Source organism: Pseudomonas sp. NPDC096925, from assembly GCF_044762545.1.
In the GTDB taxonomy this organism is placed as follows: domain Bacteria; phylum Pseudomonadota; class Gammaproteobacteria; order Pseudomonadales; family Pseudomonadaceae; genus Aquipseudomonas.
This window is the reverse complement of the sequence record NZ_JBIWEM010000001.1, coordinates 976,499-992,039: the sequence shown is the minus strand read 5'-3', so window position 1 is coordinate 992,039 and position 15,541 is coordinate 976,499. Positions and strand designations below refer to the sequence as shown.

Sequence of the window (15,541 nt, the reverse complement as noted above, 5' to 3'; positions counted from 1 at the left end):
TTCCCTTGTATGAAGCGTCCTGAAACCTGCATGCGGAGCAGGACAAAAGTGCTCGCCAGTATCTTTTACGGCATGTGTTTAATCAACAATTGCGCCACTTGCACGGCATTGAGCGCGGCGCCTTTTCGTACGTTGTCGGTGGTCAGCCAGAGGTTGAGCTGCTGGTCTTCATCAACACCGTGCCGTACACGACCAACATAGACCACGTCTTGGCCCACTGCGTCGCCAACCGGGGTCGGATAATCATCGCGCGCCACCAGCTCGACGCTGTCGGCCGCCTCGAGGGCCTGGTTGACCGCATCCAGGTCTACCGGGCGACGGCTCTGCACCGCCACACTGAAGCTATCGCCAAAAAACACCGGGACTTGAACGCAGCTCACGGAAATCTTCAGCTCAGGCAGGCCCAGCAGCACACGCAGTTCGCTGACCAGGCGGTGCTCCAGCGCCGTGTGGCCGTGCTCATCGGCGGTGCCGACCTGGGCCAACAGGTTGAACGCCACCTGGCGGTCGAAGAAGCGCGGCTCCAGCGGTCGGGCATTGAGCAGCTCGGCGGTTTGCCGGGCCAGTTCGTTGACCGCATCACGGCCTTGCGCGGACACCGCCAGCGCGGCCATTACCTGCACCCGTTCGATATCCAGCAGCCCCTTGAGCGGTGCCAGCGCCACGGCCAGGGCAACCGCAGCCGAGCACGGGCTGACGATGCGGGCGGGCAATGCCAGGCCAGCCAGGCGTTCGGCGTTGGCTTCAGGCACCAGGGCCAGGGCGTCGTCCAGGCCAGCGGACAGGTCGATGACCGTGCAGCCTGCCTGCAGCGCCTTGCTGGCAAAGCTGCGGCTGACGGCGGCGCCTGCGGCGAAGAAGGCCAGTTTGACCTGGGCGAAGTCGAAGCTGTCCACTTCGCGCACCTTCAGCTTCTTGCCGGCAAACATCACGCTGCTGCCCGCCGATTCCATGCTGGCCAGCAGGTGCAGGGTGGCGACCGGGAAATCCAGCTCTTCGAGGATCTGCACCAGGGCTTCACCGACGCTGCCGGTGGCGCCGACGACGGCGATGTCCAAAGGGTGTGTCATGGAAGGGATCCTTTTGCTGAAAACGGCGGGGGCGGCACTTTACTTGGATTGTAGGCGTTTGTCTTTGTTGACCCTATGGCGGGTATGACAGGCCCCGCATTTGAATGGGTGATGGCCGCTGGGGGGCGTGAGATATTTGGCGCCTGTTAGATCGAGCGCCGCCCGCGCGGCGCATCGCGAGCGAAGCTCGCTCCTACATTTGTTTCGGGCCAATTTATCCTGTGGGATTTGCGCGCGAATGCTTTGGGCATGACGCGAAATTGTGTCGTACAAACAAGGCGGTCGCGCGCACCTGCCACAAGCTTGACTGGCCCGAAACAAATGTAGGAGCGAGCTTCGCTCGCGATGCGCCGCGCGGGCGGCGCTCGATCTAACAGGCGCTGAAAATGCCGTGGCGAGCACCTTGCAGCCAAAACACTTCCCCAGACCAAAAAAAACCCGCGCTGTCACCAGCGCGGGTTTTCGGTCAAACCGGAACGATCAACGCTCCAGCAGAATCCGCAGCATGCGGCGCAGCGGTTCGGCCGCGCCCCACAGCAGCTGGTCACCGACGGTGAACGCGCCCAGATACTGCGAACCCATGTTCAGCTTGCGCAGGCGGCCAACCGGAATGTTCAGGGTACCGGTAACCTTGGTCGGGCTCAGCTCCTGCATGCTGATTTCACGCTGGTTCGGCACCAGCTTCACCCAAGGGTTGTGCTGGCTGATCATGCCTTCGATGTCGGCCAGTGGCACGTCCTTGTTCAGCTTGATGGTCAGCGCCTGGCTGTGGCAACGCATGGCGCCGATGCGCACGCAGATACCGTCGACCGGGATCGGGCTCTTGAAGCGGCCGAGGATCTTGTTGGTCTCGGCCTGGGCCTTCCACTCTTCACGGCTCTGGCCGTTCGGCAGTTCCTTGTCGATCCACGGGATCAGGCTGCCAGCCAGCGGTACGCCGAAGTTCTCGGTCGGGAACGCTTCGCTGCGCATGGCCTCGGCAACCTTGCGGTCGATGTCGAGGATGGCGCTGGCCGGGTTGGCCAGGTCATCGGCAACGGCAGCATGGGTAGCCCCCATCTGCTTGATCAGCTCGCGCATGTTCTGCGCGCCGGCACCCGAGGCCGCCTGGTAGGTCATGGCGCTCATCCACTCGACCAGGCCGGCTTCGAACAGGCCGCCCAGGCCCATCAGCATCAGGCTGACGGTGCAGTTGCCGCCGATGTAGTTCTTGGTACCCGCGTCCAGCTGCTGGTCGATGACCTTGCGGTTGACCGGGTCGAGGATGATCACCGCGTCATCCTGCATGCGCAGGGACGAAGCGGCGTCGATCCAGTAGCCCTGCCAGCCGGCTTCACGCAGCTTGGGGAAGACCTCGTTGGTGTAGTCGCCGCCCTGGCAGGTCAGGATCACGTCGAGGGTCTTGAGTTCTTCAATCGAATAAGCGTCCTTGAGCGGAGCTGTATCCTTGCCCACGTTCGGGCCCTGGCCGCCAACATTGGAGGTGGTGAAGAACACCGGCTCGATAAGGTCGAAATCCTGCTCCTCCAGCATCCGCTGCATGAGCACGGAACCGACCATACCGCGCCAACCGATCAGACCTACACGTTTCATCGCAACTACACCTTTGCTAAAAGTGGGCCGCCACCGGGAATTTTGGGTGGCGGGCCAGAGAGATTACAGATTCCGCAGCGCTGCGACTACTGCGTCGCCCATTTCCTGCGTACCAACTTTGCGACAGCCTTCGGAGAAGATGTCGCCGGTGCGCAAGCCCTGGTCCAGGACCAGGCTCACGGCCTTCTCGATTGCCTCGGCGGCAGCCGACTGATTGAAGCTGTAACGCAGCATCATCGACACCGACAGGATGGTCGCCAGCGGGTTGGCAATGCCAAGGCCGGCGATGTCCGGCGCCGAGCCGTGGCACGGCTCGTACATGCCCTTGTTGTCGGCATCCAGCGACGCCGAAGGCAGCATGCCGATGGAACCGGTCAGCATGGAAGCCTCATCCGACAGAATGTCACCGAACATGTTGTCGGTCACCATCACATCGAACTGCTTGGGCGCACGCACCAGCTGCATGGCAGCGTTGTCGACGTACATGTGGCTCAGTTCCACATCCGGGTAGTCCTTGGCCACGTCCTCGACCACTTCACGCCACAGCTGGCTGGAAGCCAGGACGTTGGCCTTGTCCACCGAGCACAGCTTCTTGCCACGCACGCGGGCCATGTCGAAGCCGACACGGGCAATGCGGCGCACTTCGCTTTCGCTGTACGGCAGGGTGTCGTAGGCCTGGCGCTCGCCGCCTTCCAGCTCGCGCTGGCCACGCGGGGCACCGAAGTAGATACCGCCGGTCAGCTCACGGACGATGAGGATGTCCAGGCCCGAAACGATCTCTGGCTTGAGCGACGAGGCATCGGCCAGTTGCGGATAGAGGATGGCCGGGCGCAGGTTGGCGAACAGGCCCAGTTGCGAACGGATTTTCAGCAGGCCGCGCTCCGGGCGGATGTCACGCTCGATCTTGTCCCACTTCGGCCCGCCCACGGCGCCCAGCAGCACGGCATCGGCCTTGCGCGCACGCTCCAGGGTCTCGTCGGCCAGCGGCACGCCGTGCTTGTCGATGGCGGCGCCACCGATCACGTCGTGCTCCAGGTTGAAGCCGAGCTGGAACTTGTCGTTGGCCAGCTCCAGCACCTTGACCGCCTCGGCCATGATTTCCGGACCGATACCGTCACCTGGGAGAATCAGAATCTGCTTGCTCATGCTTTCCTCTATCCATTCACGCGGTGCGGCCAAACGGGCCCCACCGAAAAGTTCTTAACGCTCGGCCCACAACACCAGCACATCGGTGCTGAACGAGCCATCGGCCTCGATCTGGTAATACTGCCGTACTTCTTCGCCCATGGCTTGCTGCAATTGGCGGATGGCCACGCGCATAGGCTCGGGGGTACGCATGCGCTCGACCCAGCTGCCGAACTCCAGGCGCAGCGGCTGGCGGGTGTGGCTACGTACGTGCAGGCCGGCTTCGCTGACCTGGCGTTGCCATTCGGCGGCGGAGTAGTCGCGCACGTGGCTGGTGTCGCGCAGCACTTCGACCGTTTGCAGGTAGGTGTCGAGCAGCGGGCTGCCCGGCGACATGACGTCGATGAACGCTGCCACGCCACCCGGCTTGAGCACCCGACGCACCTCGCGCAGGGCCAGGCCCAGGTCGCTCCAGTGGTGGGCAGAGTAGCGGCTGAAGACAAAATCGAACGAAGCGTCGGCGAACGGCAGGCGTTCGGCGGCACCGCGTTCGGTGCTGATATTGGCCAGGCCGCGCTCGGCGGCGGCACTGGCGACCACGTCGAGCATGGCTTGCGAGAGGTCGTAGGCGACCACTTCGGCGACCAGCGGGGCGACATGGAAGCTGACATGACCGGCACCGCAGCCCAGGTCGAGCACGCGGGCATCGCCCTGCCCCGCCAGCGCGGCCTGCAGCAGGGCGAATTCACTGCCCTGGGCGTGCACGGCGCTGCTGAGGTAGGCGTTGGCCTGTTCGCCGAACTGGCGTTGGACCACATCGGTGTGCTGGGTGCTGGTCATGTCTCGATCCTTTGTTTTTTTGCTGCCTGTACCGGCCCTTTCGCGGGCGTGCCCGCTCCCACAGGTACAGCGCTGCTCTCAGGGCTGGTGATATCCCTGTGGGAGCGGGCGTGCCCGCGAAGAGGCCGGTACTGTTACCTGCACACTTCAGGCATCACGGAACAGCCAAGGCTGCCCGGCGCGGTGCTTGCCTTCGAAGGCCTTGATCGCATCGCTGTCCTGCAGGGTCAGACCGATGTCGTCCAGGCCGTTGAGCAGGCAGTGCTTGCGGAACGCATCGATCTCGAAGTGCAGTACCTTGCCATCCGGGCGGGTCACCGCCTGCGCCTGCAGGTCGATGGTCAGCTGGTAGCCCGGGTTGGCTTCGACCTGCTTGAACAGCTCGTCGACTTCCTCGTCACTGAGGATGATCGGCAGCAAGCCGTTCTTGAAGCTGTTGTTGAAGAAGATGTCGGCAAAGCTTGGCGCGATGACGCTGCGGAAGCCGTACTCGTCCAGCGCCCATGGGGCGTGCTCACGGCTGGAGCCGCAACCGAAGTTCTCCCGTGCCAGCAACACGCTGGCACCCTGGTAGCGTTCGTGGTTGAGCACGAACTCCTTGTTCAGCGGGCGCTTGCTGTTGTCCTGGTAAGGCTGGCCCACGTCCAGGTAACGCCACTCGTCGAACAGATTGGGGCCGAAGCCGGTGCGCTTGATCGACTTGAGAAACTGCTTGGGGATGATCTGGTCGGTGTCGACGTTGGCACGGTCCAACGGCGCGACAAGGCCAGTGTGCTGGGTAAAGGCTTTCATGCTGCGCTCCCTTGGATCAACTCGCGGACATCGATGAAGTGGCCGGTCACCGCGGCGGCGGCGGCCATGGCCGGGCTGACCAGGTGGGTACGGCCACCGGCGCCCTGACGGCCTTCGAAGTTGCGGTTGGAGGTGGACGCGCAGTGCTCGCCGCTCTCCAGGCGGTCCGGGTTCATCGCCAGGCACATCGAGCAGCCTGGTTCACGCCATTCGAAACCGGCTTCGAGGAAGATCTTGTCCAGGCCTTCACGCTCGGCCTGGGCCTTGACCAGGCCCGAGCCCGGTACCACCAGCGCCTGCTTGACGTTGGCAGCAACCTTGCGGCCCTTGGCGATTTCGGCGGCAGCGCGCAGGTCTTCGATGCGCGAGTTGGTGCACGAGCCGATGAATACGCGGTCGAGCTTGATATCGGTGATCGCCTGGTTGGCGGCCAGCCCCATGTACTTGAGGGCACGCTCGATCGAACCACGCTTGATCAGGTCAGGCTCGGCAGCCGGGTCCGGCACGCGCTGGTCGACGGCGAGGACCATCTCCGGCGAGGTGCCCCAGCTGACCTGCGGCTTGATTTGCGCAGCGTCGAGCTCGACCACGGTGTCGAACACCGCGTCAGCGTCGGAAACCAGGCCTTTCCAGGCTTCGACCGCCTGCTTCCACTGCTCGCCCTTCGGCGCGTACGGGCGGCCTTCGACGTAGGCAACGGTGGTGTCGTCCACCGCCACCAGGCCAACGCGGGCGCCAGCCTCGATGGACATGTTGCAGATGGTCATGCGGCCTTCCATCGACAATTCGCGGATGGCGCTGCCAGCAAATTCCATGGCGTGGCCGTTACCACCGGCGGTACCGATCTTGCCGATCACGGCCAGTACGATGTCCTTGGCGGTAACGCCGGCAGGCAACTGGCCTTCCACGCGTACCAGCATGTTCTTCATCTTCTTGGCGACCAGGCACTGGGTAGCGAGCACATGCTCGACCTCGGAGGTGCCGATGCCATGGGCCAAGGCACCGAAGGCGCCGTGGGTGGAGGTGTGCGAGTCACCGCAGACCACGGTCATGCCAGGCAAGGTGGCACCCTGCTCCGGGCTGATGACGTGGACGATACCCTGACGCTCGTCGTTCATCTTGAATTCGACGATGCCATATTCGTCACAGTTCTCGTCGAGGGTCTGCACCTGCAGGCGCGACACCTGGTCGACGATGGCTTCGATACCACCCTTGCGCTCTGGCGTGGTCGGTACGTTGTGGTCTGGCGTGGCGATGTTGGCGTCGATGCGCCAGGGTTTGCGGTTGGCCAGGCGCAGGCCTTCGAAGGCCTGGGGCGACGTCACTTCGTGGATGATGTGGCGGTCGATGTAGATCAAGGACGAGCCGTCATCACGGCGCTTGACCTCATGGGCTTCCCAGAGTTTGTCGTAGAGCGTTTTGCCAGCCATCAGACTGTTCCTCATCAGCGTCTTTCTATGCCAAAGACCCCTTGGCTTGTACGGACGATGCTATGGCGATAGATTGAATAACTCAAATTCATAATTTTCATGCTTTGCATAACCATCAGGAATTCAAGCAATGGACCTGGCCAACCTCAGCGCTTTCATCGCCATCGCCGAAACCGGCAGCTTCTCTGGCGCCGGCGAGCGGCTGCACCTGACCCAGCCGGCCATCAGCAAACGCATCGCCGGCCTGGAGCAGCAGCTGGATGTGCGCCTGTTCGACCGCCTGGGCCGTGAGGTAACCCTGACTGAAGCCGGGCGCGCCTTGTTGCCACGGGCCTACCAGATTCTCAATGTGCTCGATGATACCCGCCGGGCGCTGACCAACCTGACCGGGGAAGTGAGCGGTCGCCTGACCCTGGCCACCAGCCACCACATCGGCCTGCACCGCCTGCCGCCGCTGCTGCGAACCTTCACCCGTCAGTACCCGGCCGTGGCACTGGATATCCAGTTCATGGATTCGGAACAGGCCTACGACGAGATTCTGCATGGCCGCGCCGAGATTGCCGTGATCACCCTGGCGCCCGAGCCGCACCACCTGGTCAAGGCCGTGCCAGTATGGGACGACGCGCTGGACTTCGTCGCCGCCCCCGAGCACCCGCTGGCCAACAACCATGCGGTCAGCCTGGCCGATGTCGCCCGTCACCCGGCCGTGTTCCCCGGCGGCAACACCTTTACCCACCATATTGTCCAGCGCCTGTTCGAAAGCCAGGGCCTGACGCCGAACATCGCCATGAGTACCAATTATCTGGAAACCATCAAGATGATGGTGTCGATCGGCCTGGCCTGGAGCGTGCTGCCGCGCACCATGCTCGACGAACAGGTTGCACCCATCGCCTTGCCGGGCATACAGCTGTCGCGCCAGCTAGGCTACATTTTGCACACGGAGCGTACGCTATCGAACGCAGCCAGGGCATTCATGGCCCTGCTCGACAGCCACGCGGGGCCCGCCTGACCGGTCGTCAGCCCGGTATTGCCACCTCCAAGGACGCGTCATACGCCAAAGGTCTGGTACCGATGCCCAAATCAGTTAACCGCTTTTTGCGCCTGCCGCGTATACCAGCGGCCGACCCCCAGGAGTCGGAACAGGCCTGGCAGAACGCCCCGCAACTGCTGGCCGCGCTCAACGGCGCGCGGCTGGGTGCCTGGCTATGGGATATCGACAGCGGCCGGGTCAGCTGGTCGCGAGGCACCCAGGCCCTGTTCGGCTTCGACCCGCAGCGCCCGCTACCCGCCGATGTCGACTACCTCGACCTGTTGCCCGAGGAAGACCGCGCGCGCACACGCCAGGTGTTCCAGGCGGTGTTCAACGGCGAACCCGTGGAACAGGCCATGCGCCATCGCATCCGCTGGCCGGACGGTAGCCTGCACTGGCTGGAAATCAATGGCAGCCTGACCCACGACCCAAATGGTCGGCCCCAGATGATCGGGGTGATCCGCGAAATCACCCGTCAGCGCGAACGGGAAACGGCGCTGATCAATTCGGAAAAACGCTTCGCCACCCTGTTCCACCTCAGCCCTAATGCCATTTTGCTCACCCGCCGCCACGACGGCATGATCTTCGAGGTCAACCAGCACTTCGAAGACATGTTCGGCTGGCCCGGCAGCCAGGTGATCGGCAAGACCAGCCTGGAGCTGGGCCTGTGGGTCAACCCCGAACAGCGCCACCAGTTGCTGGAGTCGACCCGGGCCAATAGTGGCCCGCTGATCCTGGAAGTACAGTTCCGCGCCGTCAGCGGCAAGGTGCACGACGGCATTCTCTGCACCCAGGGCATCGAGCTGGAGGGTGTGACCTTCCTCCTCAGCACCTTTATCGACACCACCGATCGCAAACGCGCCGAGCAGGCCCTGAAGGACAGCCAGGAGCGCCTGGACCTGGCCCTGGACTCGGCACAGCTGGGGACCTGGGACTGGCATATCCCCAGCGGCATGCTCTACGGCTCGGCCCGCGCCGCGCAGTTGCACGGCCTGCCGCCCATCCCCTTTCACGAATCGTTCGACGCATTTTTCGAAGGGGTACCGGAGCAAGAACGCAACTCGATGCGCCAGGCCTACCGCAGCCTGCGCGAAGGGCCTGCCGGCAACTACCAGATCACCTACCGGGTGCAACTGGAAAACGGCATCTCGCGCTACATCGAAAGCCGCGCCCGACTGTACCGCGACGAGCAGGGCAACCCGCTGCGCATGGCCGGCACCTTGCTCGACATCACTGACCAGGTTGAGCGAGAACAGCGCCTGAGCGCCTCGGAAGAGAAGTTCGCCAGCCTGTTCCAGGTCAGCCCCGACCCGATCTGCGTCACCCGCCAGGACACCGGCCAGTTCATCGAGATCAACCCGGCGTTCACCCAGACCTTCGGCTGGAGCACCGACCAGGTGATCGGCCGCACCGCCGAGGAAATCGGCCTGTGGGCGGAGTCCATCGAGCGCGCACAACGCATCGAGCGGGTAATCCGCGAGCAGGCCCTGAGCAACGTCGCCGTGGTGGTCAACCACCGCAATGGCGCACCGCTGACCTGCGTGATTTCCAGCCGCCTCATCACCGTCGACGACCAGCCCTGCAGCGTCACCACCCTGCGCGACATCACCCAGCAGCAGCGCGCCGAGGCGGCGCTCAAGTCCAGCGAGGAGAAGTTTGCCAAGGCCTTCCACTCCAGCCCCGACGCCATCACCATCACCGAACGCCACAGCGGTCGTTACCTGGAAATCAACGACGGCTTCTGCCGCCTGACCGGCTACGACGCCACCGAAGTGGTCGGCCACACGGTGTACGAGATCGGCATCTGGGCCGACGACAAGCAGCGCGCCGCCCTGCTGGCCGAATTGCGCGAGCGTGGCCGGGTGCACCACCGCGAGATGCTCGGGCGCAACAAGCGTGGCGATATCCTCACCGTAGAGGTCTCGGTGGAGCCGATCACCCTCAACGAGGTGGACTGCCTGCTGCTGACCGCCCGCGATGTCAGCCAGCTGAAAAATGCCCAGGCGCAGATTCGCCACCTGGCCTACCACGACCCGCTGACCAACCTGCCCAACCGTGCCCTGCTGATGGACCGCCTGAGCCAGCAGATCGCCCTGCTCAAGCGCCACAACCTGCGCGGCGCCCTGCTGTTCCTCGACCTCGACCATTTCAAGCACATCAACGACTCGCTGGGCCACCCGGTGGGCGACACGGTGCTGAAGATCATCACTGCGCGCCTGGAAGCCAGCGTGCGCCTGGAAGACACCGTGGCGCGCCTGGGTGGCGACGAGTTCGTGGTATTGCTCAGCAGCCTGGAAGGCAGCCGCGAGCTGGTCGAAGAAAAAGTCCGCGGGCTGGCCGACACCCTGCGCGAACTGCTGGCCGAACCGATGTCGCTGGACGGCCAGCGCCTGCAGGTAACCCCCAGCATTGGCGTCGCGCTGATCCCTGACCACGGCGCCACCCCGGCCGACCTGCTCAAGCGTGCCGATATCGCCCTGTATCGGGCCAAGGATTCCGGGCGCAATACCACTCAGTTGTTCCACACCACCATGCAGAAGGCCGCCAGCGAGCGCCTGCGCATGGAAAACGACCTGCGCCTGGCCCTGGCCCGTGGCGAACTGGCGCTGCACTTCCAGCCACAGGTGGATGCCCGCGACAACCGCATCGTCGGCGCCGAGGTGCTGCTGCGCTGGCATCACCCGCAACTGGGTCAGCAGCCGCCTGCGCAATTCATTCAGGTACTGGAAGAAAGCGGCCTGATCCTTGAAGTTGGCAGCTGGATCCTTGACGAAGCTTGCGATGCCTGCGCGCGCATGCTCGGCGACGGGCTGATCGACGCCGACGATTTCAGCCTGTGCGTGAACATCAGTCCACGGCAGTTCCGCCAGAACGACTTTGTCGGGCGGGTGCTGCGCAGCCTGGACGATTACCGCCTGCCACGGCAGATGCTGAAGCTGGAAATTACCGAAGGGATCGTCATCCAGAACCTGGAAGACACCATCAGCAAGATGCGCGAGCTGAAGCGCTACGGGGTGAGCTTTGCCATGGATGATTTCGGCACCGGCTACTCCTCGCTTACCTACCTCAAGCGCCTGCCGGTGGATACGCTGAAGATCGACCAGACCTTCGTGCGCGATGCGCCGGTGGACCCCAACGACGCCGAAATCGTCCGCGCCATCGTCGCCATGGCCCGCAGCCTGGACCTGACGGTGATTGCCGAAGGGGTGGAGCTGACCGAACAACTGGAGTTCCTGGAGCGGCTGGGGTGCCACCTTTACCAGGGGTACTTGCACAGCCGGCCGCTGCCGCTGACGGAGTTTCGGCAGATGTTGCTGGAGGCGCCGGCGGATTACTGAAACCGATGCGGATGCGCTCCCACAAGGGAGGGGCACCCTCAGGCGATGAGCACAAAAAAGGGCACCCCGAAGGGTGCCCTTTTTCACATCTGCACGATCAGTTCAGCGCTGGCTTGTCGCCGTTGATCGGAATGCGCTTGGCCTTGGCTTCTTCAGGCACGATGCGCAGCAGGTCGATGCTGAGCAGGCCATTGGCCAGGCCGGCGGCCTTGACCTCGATATGGTCGGCCAGGCGGAACGACAGTTTGAAGGCGCGTTGCGCGATCCCCTGATGCAGGTAGGTCACTTCAGCAGCGCTATTGTCGCGCTTGCCACCCGTCACGGTCAGGACGCCTTTTTCAACCTGCAGGTCGAGGTCGTCTTCCTGGAAACCGGCTGCGGCAACCACGATGCGGTAGTGGTCATCGCCATGCTTTTCAACGTTGTAGGGCGGGTAGCTGCTACCGGCCTCGTTACGTGCCGCGGACTCGAACAGGTCGTTGAAACGGTCGAAACCAACGGAATGGCGGAACAGTGGAGCGAGAGAGAAAGCGGTAGTCATGGTCATGAACTCCTGAGATTCAGCAAGTAAGTCATTACGCGACCCGACTTCGGCATCGCGTACTCAAGAGATATGGCCGAGGGAAATGCTTTCAAGGGGCGAGCAGAAAAAATCTGGATTTCTGCATTGGGCTTGTTGGCCTCTTCGCGGGCAAACCCGCTCCCACAGGGAGCTCACACATTCCAAAACCTGCACCGAACCTGTGGGAGCGGGTTCACCCGCGAAAGGGCCGGATCAGGCAACACAAGCTTCGAAGGAAGCCACCTCAACCCCCAGCAACCGGCTGATCCGCGCACAGTCATCCTCGCGCCGCAACTCGGCAAACAGCACCACCGCTTCGGGATAACTGCGGGTCAGCATCGCCAGCCACTGCTTCATCCGCCCCGGCGCATAGCGCGGCGACAACTTGGCCTGGGCCTGACGCCAGAACTCACGCAGCAACGGCAGCAGATCGTCCCAGCTCATCGGCTGGTACTCCCGCCCATCACGCGCCGCGGCAATCTGCAGTCCCAGGTCGGGGCGCGAGACCAGCCCACGGCCCAGCATGATGTCTTCGGCGCCGCTGACCTCACGACAGCGCCGCCAGTCGTCCACGGTCCAGATCTCACCATTGGCGAACACAGGTACCTTGACCACATCCTGCACCCGCGCCACCCACTCCCAGTGGGCCGGCGGCTTGTAGCCCTCGACCTTGGTCCGGGCATGCACCACCAGGTGTGCCGAGCCGCCTTCGGCCAGCGCCGTGGCGCACTCCAGGGCGCCATCGGGGCTGTCGAAGCCCAGGCGCATCTTCGAGGTGACCGGGATATCCGCCGGTACGGCACGGCGCACCTCACGCACAATGGCATGCAGCAGCTCCGGCTCCTTGAGCAGCACTGCGCCACCACGGGACTTGTTCACGGTCTTGGCCGGGCAACCGAAATTCAGGTCGATCACCGGCGCCCCCAGCTCGCAGGCCAGCGCGGCGTTTTCCGCCAGGCACACGGGGTCCGAGCCCAACAGTTGCACACGCATGGGCACCCCGGCGGCGGTGCGTGCGCCATTGCGCAACTCGGGCGCCAGCTTGTCGAACGAGGAAGGCGGCAGCAGGCGGTCGCACACGCGAATGAACTCGGTGACGCACCAGTCGATACCGCCGACGCGGGTCAGCACGTCGCGCAGGATGTTGTCGACCAGCCCCTCCATGGGGGCCAGGGCAATTTGCATGTCGGGGTCTCGGCGGAAAAGCCGGCAGTCTAACAAAAATTGCCGGTGTTTCAGGCGCCGATCAGCGCCGGGCCATAACCATCGAGGAACTCCGCCGGCATGCGCCTGGGCTTGCCGCTGGACAGCTCGATACAGGCAAAGGTGGTCTGGGCGCGCAGCAAGGTCACGCCGTCGCGCGGGCGCTTGAGCTGGAAGCGCCGGGTCATGCGCAGGCGCTGGTCCCAGTCGATGATCCAGGTGGCCAGTTGCAGCTCATCATCCTCATAGGCAGCGGCCAGGTAGTCGATTTCGTGGCGCACCACGGCCATGGCCCGGTCCAACCGGCGATATTCGGCCAGATCCAGGCCCAGGCGCTGGGAGTGGCGCCAGGCGCAGCGCTCCAGCCAGGTGACGTAGACCGCGTTGTTGGCGTGGCCAAGGCCGTCGATATCCTCGGTTCCAACGCGCAGGTCGATGACGAAGGGTGTTGCCAGGTCCCAACTCATGTTCGCTTCCTTGGAGCAAAAGTGGATTTAGCAGGGACCGCCGGGGGAAAGTCCAGCCCTTCTGCGTAAGTCAGGCACTTTGCCGGGCTGGTGCACCAGCCCGGGCCAGCAGCTCCAGCACCGCTTCACTCAGGCGTGGATCGGACAGCACCCGCTGGTGGCCACCCGCCTCCAGCAGCATCAGGCGGCTATCGAACCAGGCCTTGTGGATCAACTGGGCCTCATCGGCTGCCACCAAGGCATCATCGGCGGCATGCACTACCAGCCCTGGCAACTCCAGCTGGTAACCGGCTACATCCAGCCGCGCAATCGGCATGCCCACATCCCGCTCCACCTGACGAATGAACGCTGCCCGCGCCCGCGCTGGCAGCCCCAGGCGATGGGCAAAGCCCCGCAGTACGCCCAGCAGGCGCGCCGGGGCTGCAATGCTCACCGCCGCTTCCGTGCGCAAACCCATCTGCAGGGCCAGCAATACACTGGCACCGCCCATGGAATGGCCAATCACCGCACGCAGCGGCGGCAGCTCTGCGGCAGCCTCCAGCAGCGCCCGGGCAAACAGCACCACATTTGCCTGCTCGCCGGGCGAACGCCCATGCCCCGGCCCTTCCAGCGACACCACCGTGTGCCCGGCCTGGACCAAGGTTTCGATCAACGCGGCAAACTGGGTCGGGCGCCCTTCCCAGCCATGCATCAGCAGCACGGTCGGCCCCTTGCCCCAGCGCAGCGCCGACAAGCCGAAGCGCAGGGTAATGCGCTCGGCGCTGGCCAGCACGGGCAACTCCCAATCCCGCGGCGGCAGGTTGCGCGGGGTCATGAAGGCACGGCGCATCTTGCCCGCGACGTGCTCGGGGACCAGGTGGCCCAGGGTGCCATTGACACCACGAATCCAGCTCAGGGTAGTCATCGCCATGCTCCAGGGTTAAAGCACCGCCGATTTGGCGGCGCGCAGAATACGATCAGACAGCTCGCTGCTGCCCAGGGCACGGGCCAGCGCCAGGCCGCCAACCATCAGCGCCAGGTCGGCCAAGGCCTTGTCGGCGTCCTCGGGGCGGTCGACCATGGCGGCAGCCATCAGCTCGATGTGCTCGGCCAACACCTCGCGGAAGGCCTCCGGCAGGCGCTGCATCTCGCCCAGCGAGTTAGGCAGCGGGCAGGCGTGCACTTCGGCATCACGGTGCTTGCGCGACAGGTAGAAGGCACTGGCCAGCGCCCGCCGCCCTGCGCCATCGAGGCTCGGGTCGATCTGGGCGAGCAAGGCGCGGCGCTCGCTCAGCAACTGGCGGAATGCTTCGAGCATCAACTCGTCCTTGCTGTCGAAGTGGGCATAGAAACCGCCAACGGTCAGACCAGCCGCACCCATGACCTGACTGACGCTAGGCTCGGCCGGGCCGTGCTGGATCAGCGCACTTCGCGCCGCCTCGAGAATGCGTTCGCGGGTTCTGCTCTTCTTGTCGCTCATCAGGCCACTCGCCGATCAAAATATGATGATCGAAATATTATTCGCATAATATTTTTTGGCAAGCGGAATCTGCAGCCGCCTGTCGGTCGCTGAATTTTGCGGAGGGGAGAAAAACAAAAGGCCCATTCAATAATCGAATGAGCCTTAAAAGTCCCGCAAAACGCGGGTAAACGTGGCGTCCCCTAGGGGACTCGAACCCCTGTTACCGCCGTGAAAGGGCGGTGTCCTAGGCCACTAGACGAAGGGGACGTAACCTTCGTGCCGATCCGCTTGTGCGAACCGCGGCAGAAATGGTGGAGCTAAGCGGGATCGAACCGCTGACCTCCTGCATGCCATGCAGGCGCTCTCCCAGCTGAGCTATAGCCCCGAAACAAAAGGCTCACCAGTAATCGACGAGCCTTTAAAGCCCTGCAAAACGCAGGAAAAGTGGCGTCCCCTAGGGGACTCGAACCCCTGTTACCGCCGTGAAAGGGCGGTGTCCTAGGCCACTAGACGAAGGGGACGAAACCTTCGTGCCGATCCACTTACGCGAACCGCGGCAGAAATGGTGGAGCTAAGCGGGATCGAACCGCTGACCTCCTGCATGCCATGCAGGCGCTCTCCCAGCTGAGCTATAGCCCCGGATTTATAGC

Annotated in this window: 13 protein-coding genes and 4 tRNA genes; 2 read left to right on the top strand and 15 right to left on the bottom strand. The window is 63.8% G+C overall.

All coding sequences use genetic code 11. From position 1 onward, the window contains the following. Nucleotides 1–65: 65 nt before the first annotated feature. The 6 genes from ACIQYU_RS04820 to leuC form a co-directional block, all read right to left on the bottom strand. Nucleotides 66–1,070 carry an aspartate-semialdehyde dehydrogenase gene (locus ACIQYU_RS04820; RefSeq protein WP_241106421.1) on the bottom strand — a complete coding sequence of 335 codons (1,005 nt, stop codon included), beginning with the start codon at nucleotides 1,068–1,070 and terminating at the stop codon, nucleotides 66–68. A gap of 480 nt (nucleotides 1,071–1,550) precedes the next feature. Further along, on the bottom strand, nucleotides 1,551–2,663 hold the full coding sequence (gene asd / locus ACIQYU_RS04815) for an aspartate-semialdehyde dehydrogenase (protein WP_087502434.1): 1,113 nt from the start codon (nucleotides 2,661–2,663) through the stop codon (nucleotides 1,551–1,553). 63 nt (nucleotides 2,664–2,726) lie between these two features. Beyond that, entirely contained in the window at nucleotides 2,727–3,809 is a 1,083-nt protein-coding gene (leuB, locus tag ACIQYU_RS04810; protein ID WP_015269433.1) for a 3-isopropylmalate dehydrogenase, read from the bottom strand. 54 nt (nucleotides 3,810–3,863) lie between these two features. Beyond that, nucleotides 3,864–4,628: a class I SAM-dependent methyltransferase gene (locus ACIQYU_RS04805; RefSeq protein WP_063913794.1), complete on the bottom strand. Its 765-nt coding sequence runs from the start codon at nucleotides 4,626–4,628 to the stop codon at nucleotides 3,864–3,866. Nucleotides 4,629–4,775: 147 nt separating this feature from the next. Further along, nucleotides 4,776–5,420 (bottom strand): 3-isopropylmalate dehydratase small subunit, encoded by a 645-nt coding sequence (gene leuD / locus ACIQYU_RS04800; RefSeq protein WP_054901139.1) that lies wholly within the window; start codon nucleotides 5,418–5,420, stop codon nucleotides 4,776–4,778. After that, nucleotides 5,417–6,850 (bottom strand): 3-isopropylmalate dehydratase large subunit, encoded by a 1,434-nt coding sequence (leuC, locus tag ACIQYU_RS04795; RefSeq protein ID WP_013971600.1) that lies wholly within the window; start codon nucleotides 6,848–6,850, stop codon nucleotides 5,417–5,419. The genes leuD and leuC overlap by 4 nt, the downstream gene beginning before the upstream one ends. 130 nt (nucleotides 6,851–6,980) lie before the next feature. On the opposite strand from leuC, the gene ACIQYU_RS04790 reads away from it, so the two are divergent. Then, nucleotides 6,981–7,859: a LysR family transcriptional regulator gene (locus ACIQYU_RS04790; RefSeq protein ID WP_063913792.1), complete on the top strand. Its 879-nt coding sequence runs from the start codon at nucleotides 6,981–6,983 to the stop codon at nucleotides 7,857–7,859. 62 nt (nucleotides 7,860–7,921) lie between these two features. Then, entirely contained in the window at nucleotides 7,922–11,218 is a 3,297-nt protein-coding gene (locus ACIQYU_RS04785) for a PAS domain S-box protein (RefSeq protein ID WP_402798397.1), read from the top strand. A 97-nt stretch (nucleotides 11,219–11,315) separates the two neighbouring features. On the opposite strand, the gene ACIQYU_RS04780 is transcribed toward ACIQYU_RS04785, so the two are convergent. The 9 genes from ACIQYU_RS04780 to ACIQYU_RS04740 form a co-directional block, all read right to left on the bottom strand. Further along, entirely contained in the window at nucleotides 11,316–11,759 is a 444-nt protein-coding gene (locus tag ACIQYU_RS04780; protein ID WP_085625304.1) for an Hsp20 family protein, read from the bottom strand. Nucleotides 11,760–11,993: 234 nt separating this feature from the next. Next, nucleotides 11,994–12,965 (bottom strand): tRNA-dihydrouridine synthase, encoded by a 972-nt coding sequence (locus tag ACIQYU_RS04775; protein WP_063913789.1) that lies wholly within the window; start codon nucleotides 12,963–12,965, stop codon nucleotides 11,994–11,996. Between the two features lie 50 nt (nucleotides 12,966–13,015). Continuing rightward, nucleotides 13,016–13,450 carry a thioesterase family protein gene (locus ACIQYU_RS04770; RefSeq protein WP_207832180.1) on the bottom strand — a complete coding sequence of 145 codons (435 nt, stop codon included), beginning with the start codon at nucleotides 13,448–13,450 and terminating at the stop codon, nucleotides 13,016–13,018. A 70-nt stretch (nucleotides 13,451–13,520) separates the two neighbouring features. After that, nucleotides 13,521–14,354, bottom strand: coding sequence for an alpha/beta fold hydrolase (locus ACIQYU_RS04765; protein WP_207832182.1), 834 nt, complete (start codon nucleotides 14,352–14,354; stop codon nucleotides 13,521–13,523). Between the two features lie 15 nt (nucleotides 14,355–14,369). Continuing rightward, the gene (locus ACIQYU_RS04760; protein ID WP_207832184.1) at nucleotides 14,370–14,909 is read right to left on the bottom strand and encodes a TetR/AcrR family transcriptional regulator; all 540 of its coding nucleotides are present in this window, start codon (nucleotides 14,907–14,909) and stop codon (nucleotides 14,370–14,372) included. Nucleotides 14,910–15,082: 173 nt separating this feature from the next. After that, a tRNA-Glu gene (locus ACIQYU_RS04755) sits at nucleotides 15,083–15,158 on the bottom strand. 42 nt (nucleotides 15,159–15,200) lie between these two features. After that, nucleotides 15,201–15,276 (bottom strand) — tRNA-Ala (locus tag ACIQYU_RS04750). Nucleotides 15,277–15,336: 60 nt separating this feature from the next. Next, nucleotides 15,337–15,412 (bottom strand) — tRNA-Glu (locus ACIQYU_RS04745). Nucleotides 15,413–15,454: 42 nt separating this feature from the next. Continuing rightward, nucleotides 15,455–15,530 (bottom strand) — tRNA-Ala (locus tag ACIQYU_RS04740). Nucleotides 15,531–15,541: the final 11 nt, after the last annotated feature.